The organism is Brevibacillus sp. NPDC003359 (genome assembly GCF_042878995.1).
Classification (GTDB): domain Bacteria; phylum Bacillota; class Bacilli; order Brevibacillales; family Brevibacillaceae; genus Brevibacillus.
The window spans coordinates 17596-28691 of sequence record NZ_JBIAOR010000006.1; the positions used below are offsets into that span (position 1 = coordinate 17596).

At 45.0% G+C, this 11096-nt stretch carries 9 protein-coding genes; 1 reads left to right on the plus strand and 8 read right to left on the minus strand.

Going from position 1 to position 11096, the window contains the following annotated elements:
• The first annotated feature begins 303 nt into the window (after positions 1-303).
• Positions 304-1227 carry a hypothetical protein gene (locus ACFYU8_RS17135; protein ID WP_390301301.1) on the plus strand — a complete coding sequence of 308 codons (924 nt, stop codon included), beginning with the start codon at positions 304-306 and terminating at the stop codon, positions 1225-1227.
• Positions 1228-1269: 42 nt separating this feature from the next.
• On the opposite strand, the gene ACFYU8_RS17140 is transcribed toward ACFYU8_RS17135, so the two are convergent.
• From ACFYU8_RS17140 to ACFYU8_RS17175, 8 genes are all read right to left on the minus strand, one after another.
• Positions 1270-2355: a DUF5050 domain-containing protein gene (locus tag ACFYU8_RS17140; RefSeq protein WP_390301299.1), complete on the minus strand. Its 1086-nt coding sequence runs from the start codon at positions 2353-2355 to the stop codon at positions 1270-1272.
• A 299-nt stretch (positions 2356-2654) separates the two neighbouring features.
• Positions 2655-4532 carry a M56 family metallopeptidase gene (locus ACFYU8_RS17145; RefSeq protein WP_390301296.1) on the minus strand — a complete coding sequence of 626 codons (1878 nt, stop codon included), beginning with the start codon at positions 4530-4532 and terminating at the stop codon, positions 2655-2657.
• On the minus strand, positions 4525-4896 hold the full coding sequence (locus ACFYU8_RS17150; protein WP_390301293.1) for a BlaI/MecI/CopY family transcriptional regulator: 372 nt from the start codon (positions 4894-4896) through the stop codon (positions 4525-4527). The genes ACFYU8_RS17145 and ACFYU8_RS17150 overlap by 8 nt, the downstream gene beginning before the upstream one ends.
• 257 nt (positions 4897-5153) lie before the next feature.
• Positions 5154-6128, minus strand: a complete 975-nt coding sequence (locus tag ACFYU8_RS17155) for an ABC transporter ATP-binding protein (RefSeq protein ID WP_390301291.1) — start codon at positions 6126-6128, stop codon at positions 5154-5156.
• The gene (locus tag ACFYU8_RS17160; RefSeq protein ID WP_390301288.1) at positions 6125-7171 is read right to left on the minus strand and encodes an ABC transporter ATP-binding protein; all 1047 of its coding nucleotides are present in this window, start codon (positions 7169-7171) and stop codon (positions 6125-6127) included. The genes ACFYU8_RS17155 and ACFYU8_RS17160 overlap by 4 nt, the downstream gene beginning before the upstream one ends.
• Positions 7147-8127, minus strand: a complete 981-nt coding sequence (locus ACFYU8_RS17165) for an ABC transporter permease (protein ID WP_390301285.1) — start codon at positions 8125-8127, stop codon at positions 7147-7149. Before ACFYU8_RS17165 ends, ACFYU8_RS17160 begins: the two co-directional genes overlap by 25 nt.
• Positions 8124-9095, minus strand: coding sequence for an ABC transporter permease (locus ACFYU8_RS17170; protein ID WP_390301282.1), 972 nt, complete (start codon positions 9093-9095; stop codon positions 8124-8126). The genes ACFYU8_RS17165 and ACFYU8_RS17170 overlap by 4 nt, the downstream gene beginning before the upstream one ends.
• An 86-nt stretch (positions 9096-9181) precedes the next feature.
• A complete protein-coding gene (locus ACFYU8_RS17175) occupies positions 9182-10921 on the minus strand; it encodes a peptide-binding protein (protein ID WP_390301279.1) in 1740 nt (579 codons plus the stop codon).
• Positions 10922-11096 lie beyond the last annotated feature (175 nt).

Here is an 11096-nt window from a genome sequence, read left to right on the forward strand (position 1 = left end):
ACTCAGCAATTGCGCGCTCCCCCTATCGGTATACTGGGTGTAATTCGTAACGAAATGCTCCCTTATTGGTCTGCCCATTTTTCACCGCTATCAAACACGAAATGCTCATCATGACCTTCCATCCATCTTGCTAATACCCCATACCTTATGCCGTTTTAATTTTGTTTAGACCCTCTTCTGGGTGCTGCTTTTCCACTGTTAGTGACGGTTTTGTTACAGACAATGTTGCTCCCATTGGCACAATTGACTTCCACAATCCTTGCAATAATAAAGGATAATCCGAACGAAAAGGAGTTAGTCAGAATGAATTCAGTAATAGCGAAGAATGAAACCGTTCTTTCTTATATCATTGCCATAGCGCTTATCTTGCTCATGGTAGCGGCTTCCGTCATACTCGATGATCCCGAAGTGATTCTACCAGAAATTGCAGCGATGGCGATTGGCATATGGGTATACCGAGAACCGGGATGGATCAGACAGCCCTCTAAAATTTTTGTGGCTCCGTCGATTACAGCTGCAATCGGATTTGCGATAAATCAAGTAGACTTGCCGTACCTTGGAAAAGTCAGTATCACGCTCGTACTCATGATGCTCTTTTTACGAATCATCCAATCGAATTTTGGACCATCCCTTGCCACTGGCTTATTACCTCTGGTCACGAATGCAGTTGAATGGTCATTTATGATCTCCGTTGTCATGCTTTCCTTCATCATCATGCTTGGCGTTCTCGCCTTCAAATGGAATGACGGTCTTGAGAAAAAAGTGAAGATACCGTATCAGTATATGCTCGTGTTTTTGATTTTGACATTCGTATGGATCGGGTTATGCTGGATGGCTGGTTACCCACAGTTAGCAGTTATTCCGCCCATTCTCGTCGTTGTATATGAATCCCTTCACAAGCCGATGTTCAACGGCAAGATGGCCTTCAAACTCAGTCTGGTGTTAACCATATCGGCGACAGTTGGTACTTTGCTCTACTTTGCAATTGATTCGTGGGTGATCGTCACGCTGCTCGACATGATTTTGATGCTTGTTTTGTTACGTATCCTAGGTATGCGTGTCCCGGCAGCATACGCTTTTCCACTGCTTCCTTTTGTCTTCCCTGATGAAATTGTGGTCATGCTGCCCTTCAGTGCGCTCATCGCTTCTACATTCTTGTTTGGCTCCGTGCTTTTGTACAAGAACTGGGAAAGAAAAAGAAGTCAGCTTCATGCCCCGAGGAATTAGCCCATAACAATAGAGCCACCCGTCTTGGGGTGGCTTTTATCCTTACTTCGCCTTTGGGGTTACCTTTTCCACTTTGTTTTCGCCCATCTTCACTTTGAATACATCTTTTTTTTCAAAATCGGAAGCTTGATAGTCGTAAAAAAAGATGAAATCTCCCCCGATGTTTATCGATTGACTGGAAATGCTACCTAATGGATACAGCGGGGTTGTCTTGCCGTCCGTCATATTCATTCGGCCTACCGTGTGTGCCCCTTTTATTTCTGAGATGTAGTATAGATACTTCCCAGCAATAATGATCGGATTCTTTACTGGTGGCAACCCTTTCTTGACTAGAGCAGTCTTCCCATCCTTCAATCCTATTTTATAAACATCCGCGACTCCATTATGGTCTACCCATTTTGTGTAGTAAATGAAATCGCCAGACAGACCGACAAGGGTCAGTTCTTTGTCTTTGCTTATTACCTTATTCTGCGTTCCATTCCTCTTCATTTGATATAGTTGACCACTCTTATTGGAGTAAAAAATCCAATCCTGATAGAAATAAACTTCCTCAAACTGATCAAGCAGCTTCTTTTGATTTTTGCCGTTCGTGTCCATCCTGTGCAAACGACCGTAATCATCTCCGTAAAAGATGACATCTCCCACTACATACAATCGATGTACGTTATTGGGGTCCCCTTCCGTAAGACTACCGCTCTTGATAACTGTTTTCGAACTGCCATCTGTCTTGATTTTCATGAGCTCCGTCACATCTTCATACGTACGATTGATATCGTAATCGGGCATCTCAAGCTGATAGATTTCTTTAAAAGGCTTACTGCGCGTATAGTAAATCCAGTCACCTACGACATTCAAATTATCGGCCCAATCACTGCTCAACTTTTGAAGGGAGCTTCCATCCTTTTTGATTTTGTATAAGCCATCGTTGTTATAAAAAATCCACTCTCCTTGAACGGTGACAAAGCTTCGGTCTGAATTGATATTGACAGGATCGCTGCCCAACACATTTATCACTGGCTTTTTTATTGGAGCAGTCGCTATCGTTCGTTGATTTCCAAAACCAAAAACCACAATCAGACAGACTGTCATCGCAATGGTGATCATCCATTTCCCGTTTCGTTGCACCATGCATCTCTCCCATTCATATGCAATCCGGCGACACTGATTTATATGTACCAAAACGAAATTACTTTTGTCTATCTTCATTTGTATGATTTGGAAGATTTTATAAATCAAACAACACATATGCCATTATTACCGGCTAAAAGATGGTTGTTCGTTGAAAATACTGTTCTAGACTCGAAAAATAAAGGATTAGACCGTGATAATATAGTTGTAGACTGAGAAAATATAGTTTTAAACAAACAATAAAAAAAGGAGGCATCTCGCCCCCTTCAAGAAATTTTGCCGACTGACGAAATCTTCTTTCATTTATTATGTTCACTTATGTTCACTTCTTCTTTACCAGTCTGATACGTATAAATTTCTACCTCTGCATGATCTTGTTCCCTTCCACTTGCCACAACCTTAAAGGAATGATTCACTTCATTTTTCCCAGGCGTGTAAATATGCCTACTCCAAGTGAAAGAAGCATTGAAAATTGAATCCACAATCTTGCCAGTCGTCTCATCAATGATCACCCAGTGAATCTTGTTGTCTGGCAATTCCTTTATATTGATCGCTAAAGTTTCGCCGCTCTTTATGACAAAGGCAGCACCGAGCTGTACCCCCTGTTTTGCTAAAGTTTCTTCCACCTGATTTAATTCACCGATATCACTCGTTTTGGGCAGCTTAGCTTTTCCGTTAAAAATGTCTGTTATTTTTATTTTTTTGTCATACGAAGTATACATTTTATGGCCAACGATGGCGCCGCTTGTCTTTTGGGATAGACTATAAGTAAACTGTTTCGGAGTAATAACCTCCTCTATTACATAAACTCCCCGCTTCATAAGCTCTTTGATAAATGCCTGATGATCATACTTATATTTTGGGTCCTGGTAGTCCAAGTCAAAAGTAATTTGATTGACTATCATCTGTTTAATCACTTTATCGTCTATGTAATCCTTCGCGCGTTCACTGAAAGCAACCGTTACCGTATGGCCTTCAATAGACATCGTTTTGTTGATCATGTTCGCAGCTGACTCTTTATCCTGCCAATATTGATGAATTTTATAGTAAGGCTCAGTATGGTTGAAATAAGCATCAGCATCGATCTTTCGTCCATCAGCATCAATATACAAATTTGTGCTTGTATGCATCGACTTTGTTCCAAGCGCGATTTCCACATTTTCTTCAGGCGTTTTGAACGTATCGTAATAGGTCTCAATGTCACCGATATCTTCCGTAAGAGGCTTGGATTTCTCAGCAAAAACAACGGAGGATGAGAAGACTGACACAGTTGTAATTAGAACAACAAGGAAGATGCCTAAGACCGTTTTTCCGCTTCCCGTATTTCGTTTCATGATTAGAGAAAACCTCCTGTACAACTGTTTTTTTGGTTGAGCCAGATTGCTGTTCAGAACAGGCGAACTTGAAGCAAAATGTAAAATCATCTCGCTGTATCGTTTCTTCTCAGCAGTTTTCAAGCCTTTCGTTATTTGTTCATCTACGGCGTATTCGCAGGCCTCGCTAATATTAGCTAAAGCAAGATAAGATACAGGATTGAACCAATGCAGGCAGTTGACCAACACCGCCATAAGCTTAATCCAAGCGTCTCTTTGCTTGTAGTGGATCCATTCATGCTGCAGCGCAAGTTGGTAATCCTCTGCATTTATGTTCGCGTTTGGCATTACGATTGTCGGCTTGAAAAATCCAATTAGCATAGGAGAGTGCACATAATCGCTGACTACCACTTTCAGATCTCCTATACGATCGATCGGGGAGGATTGAATCGCTTGCTTTTTAAAGCGAAAGTAAGCGAAAAAATAACGGTACAACATTGCTAAACAACCAACCATCCAGATTCCAAGTATCCACTGATCTACAGATAAAATTGAAAAACCTTGGTTATGAGACGTAGTGCTGGCACTTGCCGTCTGGTCAGGCATTGATGTTCCGATCGCTGCAGTCATCTCTATAACAGGGCTCGTTGAATCTGATTGCACCTGTTTTTCATAAAAGGAAAACAGCGGTTGATTGATTGACAAGTTAAAGTGCAGCGGCAAAATAAAAAGCGATAATGCCATCAAACTGGCGTAATAATACCAACGACCACCATATTTTGATGCCAATTTCGTTCTTAGCAGAATGAATAATAAACTTGCAACACTACCGGTAAGAGAGGTCATTAATAACCATTTAATCATAGCTGTCCGCCTCGCTATTTATAAATGCCCGGAGCTCTTCGATATCCTTCTTTGTCAAATTTTCAGCCTGGAACAATGAGCTAATCAAACTTTTGGCAGAGCCATTATGGATGGAGAGTAGAAAGCTCTTTGTTTGCATTTTTCTGTAATCCTCTTCGCTTATAGCTGTCCAATATTCATGAGCATGCGAACGTCCGCGTTTCACGGATTGCAACGCCCCTTTGTCTAGTAACCTACCGGCAAGCGTGAGAATAGTCGTCTTATTTTTGTCAGGAAAATATTCCATGATTTCATTTGTAGTCATCCTCCTTCCACTATCCCATAGGACTTGCATAATCTCCATTTCAGCTTTTGTGATTTGCATATCGGTAAGTCGCTCCTTTCGATTCTACATTGTGTTTTTTATTCTACAACGCGTTGAAACGAAGTGCAAGCCGAAGTCGAGCAAATATTAATTGGCCAATCCCGTAAAGATAAGGACGTATGAAAGGAACTGATGATTTGGTCAACGTCATTCACAAAGGTGGATGTTCATGACTATCATAACGCCAATGTCAGTATTTCCGTTATCGAGTTATTTTGAGAATAGAAGAAGCCACCCTTTAAGGTGGCTCTTTCTCTCTATGCTAAAGGGAAATGACACGCGACCTGCCGATCCTGCCCAACCTCGATGAGCTCGGGAATCTCCTTGCTGCATCTCTCTTGCGCCATTGGACAACGAGGATGAAAACGACAACCTGACGGCGGATTGGCCGGAGATGGTACATCCCCTTGCAGGACGATCCGCTCTTGTCTCCGATGCGGAGTCGGTTTCGGAATCGCTGACAACAATGCCGCCGTATACGGATGTAGTGGCTGTGCGAACAAGTCATCCGTTCGTGCAATCTCCACCATTTTCCCCAAGTACATCACGCCTACCCGATCAGAAATATGGCGTACCACATTCAGACCATGCGCGATAAATAGATAGGTCAGCCCCATCTCTTTTTGTAATTTCATCATCAGGTTCAAGACCTGTGACTGTACGGACACATCCAGCGCAGAAACAGCTTCATCCGCCACAATGAATCGTGGAGAGAGCGCGATCGACCGCGCAATACCGATCCGTTGCCGCTGTCCTCCGGAAAACTCATGCGGATACCGATTCCGCCTCGTAGGATCCAGTCCCACTAGACTCATCAGCTCGACTACACGCTCATCTATTTCCTTTGCAGACGCACGCAGATGGACCCGTAACGGCTCTCCAATAATATCGCTTACCAAAAATCGTGGATTCAACGAACCAAACGGATCTTGAAATATAATTTGCATATCCCGTCTCAGCTTCAAATTCTCTTGTCTGTTCACCTGATGGATATTGGTTCCGTCAAACAGCACTTCTCCGCTTGTCGCCCTTTGCAAATTCAGCACGACACGCCCCAGCGTCGACTTCCCGCAGCCGGATTCTCCTACGAGTCCAAATGTCTCCCCTGGCCGAATTCCGAATGATACATCATCTACCGCTTTTACATGACCGACGACACGACTCAACAAGCCGGCCTTAATCGGAAAATACTTTTTGATATCTTTTGCTTCCATCAAATATTCCCGGTTCATTGGCGGTTCACCTCTGCTTTGCTTCCAGCGGCTGAATTTGCACGCTGATTTATTCTGAAGTGATTGCTGACATCTTCATTCAACCAGCAAGCCACTTGTTGTCCCGTAACAACCTCGCGCAAGATAGGTTCCTCTTTTCGGCATTTGTCAATGGCATGCGGACAACGCGGGTGAAAACGGCAGCCCGTCGGCAATTGGGTAATGCTCGGTATGGTGCCTTGAATGGTATACAATTCACCGCCGCGCTCCCCTTCAAATCCGGGAATGGACTGCAACAAGCCAATCGTGTACGGATGCCTTGGCTCGTCAAATATAAGCTCGACCGTCCCCTCTTCCACAATCGTTCCTGCATACATCACCGCGATACGATCCGCCATCTCTGCTGCTACCCCCATGTCATGGGTGATCAGCAAAATTGACATGCCCAATTCCTTTTGCAGCCGTCTCAGCAAATCCAAAATTTGCGCCTGAACCGTTACATCAAGAGCAGTCGTTGGCTCGTCTGCTATCAGCATTTCCGGGTTGCAGGCCAAGGCCATCGCGATGACAACACGCTGACACATCCCTCCAGACATTTCGTGCGGGTACTGTTTCACTCGTACTTCCGGCGCTGGAATCCCAACCAGACGAAGCATCTCAATCGCTTTTTTAAACGCCTCCTGCTGGCTCATATTTTGATGCAGCATCAAGCTCTCCGCAATTTGATCGCCTACTGTAAACACCGGATTGAGAGCCGACATCGGGTCCTGAAAGATCATCGCGATTTTGTTCCCGCGAATGTGCATCATTTCATCCAGTTCTTTTGCCGCCAGGTCTTGTCCGTGAAACATGACGTTCCCACTCTGAATAAATCCGCCTGCATAATCAATCAGTCGCATGACCGCAAGTGACGTTACACTCTTCCCGCTGCCGGATTCCCCGACCAAGCACACCGTCTGTCCTTTGCCAACGTTAATGCTCACTCGATCCGTTGCCTTGACAGTGCCGTCATCCGTAAAGAAGCAAGTGGTCAAATTTTTTATTTCGAGGATGTTGCGTTCCACTTGTTCAGCCTCCTTTTCGGGTTCTTCTTTTTCTTCCGTGGGTCGAATGCATCACGGATACCGTCTCCGACGAAGTTAACCGCTAGCACTACGAGCAAAATACAAAGGCCAGGATAAAGTGCCTGCAAAGGATCGACCAGCATGAATTCCTGGGCCTTGCTCAGCATTAATCCCCAGCTTGTATCAGGCGGTTGAATCCCCAAGCCTAAATAAGAGAGACCTGACTCTGATAAAATCGCTGAACCAACCATGAGAGTCGCATACACAATGATGGGAGCCATTGCATTGCGAATCAGGTGGCGCGTAATGATGCCCCAGTGCGAAACACCGATCGCTCTCGCTGCTTCCACATACTGCATCTCCCGTAGCTGCAAGAACTGCCCGCGCACCAGACGTGCCACGCTTGTCCAGCTCGTCAGTGCCAAAATCAAGATCATGTAGATAAATTCCGCTCCGAAGAGAGCCAGAACCAGAATGTTAAAGAACAGACTCGGAATGGAGTTCATCACGTCAACAAGACGCATGAAGCAGGTATCAATCCAGCCTCCGAAATAACCGGAAATGGCTCCAATCAGCGTGCCGATGACAACAGCAGCAAAAGCAACGCTGAAGCCTACCAGCATAGACACTCGGCTGCTATGAATGAGACGGGATAAGATATCACGCCCGAGCTCGTCTGTTCCGAGCACATACCCTTCCGTTCCAGCAGGCAGGTTGGTAATCATAAAATCAACCTTTGCCGGATCATGTGGTGCAACCCAATCGGCAAATACGGCGATCCCAATAAAAAACAGGAGTACGATCATTCCACCAACGGCATACGGATTGCGCATAAATTTTTTGCCTGCGGTTGTCCAGAGTCCAGGAGGTTTTTGACCAACAGGATTCGTCGGAAGCTGTCCACCTGGTCGATTCGTTTCAACGACAGTGTCATCTTGAAGTTGTACTTGACTCATGCTGCCCTGCCTCCTTTGCGTCCAAGCTGTACTCGTGGATCAACCATCGCGTAGATTAAATCAGCTAACAAGTTTCCAATAATCACCATCAGCGAAATCAGCAACGTAATCGACATCAACACCGAATACTCACGGGCTACAGCCATTTCCACAAACAGACGCCCCATACCTGGCCAGTTAAATACACTCTCTGTCAATGCTGCACCTGCTACCAGAGTCGGCAAATCCAATCCGATGATCGTCACGACAGGGATTAGTGCGTTACGCAGCGCATGGCGAAAAATGACCCGTCTTTCCTTCATCCCTTTGGCACGTGCCGTCCGAATATAGTCCTGCTCCAATACCTCCAGCATACTGGCGCGCGTATATTTGACATAGGCAGCGATGTTCACCAGTGTTAACACCGTAACAGGCAGAATCAAGTGCAAAATAAGGTCGCTTAACTGTCCCTCTTTTCCCATCGTCCACATGTCAGATAGTGGGAGCAGATTCAACTGCATCGCGAAATACTGTTGCAGCATAATCCCAAACCAGAAGGTCGGCATCGCGAATCCGAGATAGGCAACGATGGAGGCGATCTGGTCAGACAGACCGTATTGCTTTGTGCTATTGTAGATTCCCCACGGGATGGCGATCAGCATGGAGAGCCCCCACGCCACAGACATGAGCACAAACGTATTCCAGACCGTCGGCCACAAAATATCACCAACAGGAACGTTATTTTTAAAGGTATGACCCAAATCTCCTTGCAACAAATTTCCAACCCATTTCATGTATTGAATGTAAACTGGCTGATCCAACCCCATATTTTTCATCTGGATGAGTTGTGCTTCTGGGGACATTCCCGGTGAGAGCATGACTTTTAACGGTCCTCCCGGTGCTGCATGCATCAGTCCAAACGACACCACGGTGATCAAAAATAAGACAAGTACAGCTTGTAGTACGCGGCGTACCAAATATTCAGTCAATCCAGCATCCTCCTTTCGTTTGAAAGGGGAAGGGACATAGTGCTGCCCTTCCCCCTTTTCCTATTGCTAACCGCTACTAGCCAAGCTTATTTTTTTGTATCATCGATCCACCAGTTCAGGAAACCAAAAGTCTCCCCGTAAGGAATCATGGATACCGGCTTGAACTCATCTTTGTACTTCACGCGAGAAGTCATGCCTCGTGGTGTTCCGTACTGATACATGAAGACGTATGGCAGATTCGTCGAGATTTCCTTACCGACTTCTTTATAGATCGCTGCGCGTTCCTCTTGTTTAACTGTGGATACAGCTTTTTCCCAGAGCGCATCCAGCTTCGGATTGTCGTACCAGCCAGCGTTGTTGCCAGGCGGGAATGCCTTTTTACCGAAAGTAGAAATGCCATCCGGATCTGGATCAGACAATTGCCATCCGAGTAACAGAACCTGGAATTTACCAGGGTTGGCATATTGATCGACAAGAGCCGAGAAGTCTAATGCTTTTGGCTTCGCTTCAATTCCGATCTCTTTCAGGTTTTGCTGAATAACGACTGCTGCCTGTTCTCGACGACTGTTCCCCGAGTTGAAAATGAATTCAAAGGAGAAGCGATTGCCGTCTTTGGCAAGGATTCCATCTGCCCCGGCTACCCATCCGTCTTCTTTCAGCAATTGTTTTGCTTTCTCTGCACTATATTCGTAATGGACTGCCGCATCGCCCGGGTCTGCCCATGTACCTGGCAGGAACGGTGCATCCATAATTTTTCCGGTTCCCTTCAAGATATTGTCGATAATACCTTGACGATTGATTGCGTGAGCGATGGCCTGACGCGTTTTTTGACCTTCAAACAACCCGTAGTTGTTCGGGAAGTTCTTCTTGTCGAAGTTGAAGGCAAAGTATTCATAGCTAGGACCTGGCTCCGTCGAAATGTTGATACTTCCTTTCGCCTTCACCGCTTCGAGCTGCGTGACAGGAATGGAATCTACCAAGTCAACGTCGCCTTTCATCAGAGCCTGTACTTGTGTGTTCTGATCCGCATAGATTTTGTACACAACCTTTTGGATATGCGGCTTCTTTTCACCCCAGTAATCTGGGTTAGCATCAAGCACATGGTATTCTTTTTGTTTCCACTCCGACCATTTAAATGGTCCGGAAGTTGGGGTCTTGGCTGGATCTTTTCCGTAAGAATGTGCTTGCAATTCTTTAAACGGTACGTCTTTCAACACGTGAGCAGGTGCCAACTTTTGCATTAATCCAAAGGCAAATGGAGCATACAATTGCGTCAATTTAATTTCCAGGGTGTAGTCATCCAGTTTTTTCATTTCTTTAACTTTGTCGTATTTCGTAATTTCTGGTGATCCGGTCTCAGGAGTTTTGATCGCATTAATGGTATACATCAAATCTTCCGCCGTGATTGGCGTTCCATCGGACCATTTCGCATTATTCTTCATCTTGATTGTATAGGTTAGGCCATCCTCGCTTACTTTTGGCAACTCAGCTGCAAGAGACCAAGGGTATACTGCTAAATCAAAAGACGGGTTTCGATTGTACAAATACGCCTGAGTATACTCCATAACGTCACCGGAAGCTGTATCGTTTCCGAAAATCGGATTGATTGTGACAATGTCAGAAGTCGTCGAATGCGTAAACGTCCCTCCGTCTACTGGCTTCTCCTCATCCGTACTGGTCGCCTGCGGAGCGACCTGTTCCACCGTTTTCTGTGCTGGTGTTGCAGTCCCTGGCGAAGCATTGTTCCCGCTTGAGCAACCGACTAACAGTGCGCCGGTTAACGAAAGCAGTGCCAACGGCTTCAGCCACCCTTTTCCTTTTTTCAAAGCATATCCCCCTCTTTCGCGTGTTTTTCAAGCCTTTTCCATAACGGGAAATACATCCCAAGACCTGTCTTTTTAATATTAAATAATTTTCTGTTATTTGAAAATATTTTCTCTTTAAAATATTTGAAAAAATCGGATGATTTTATATTATTTTATAAACCTTTATAATAAATCC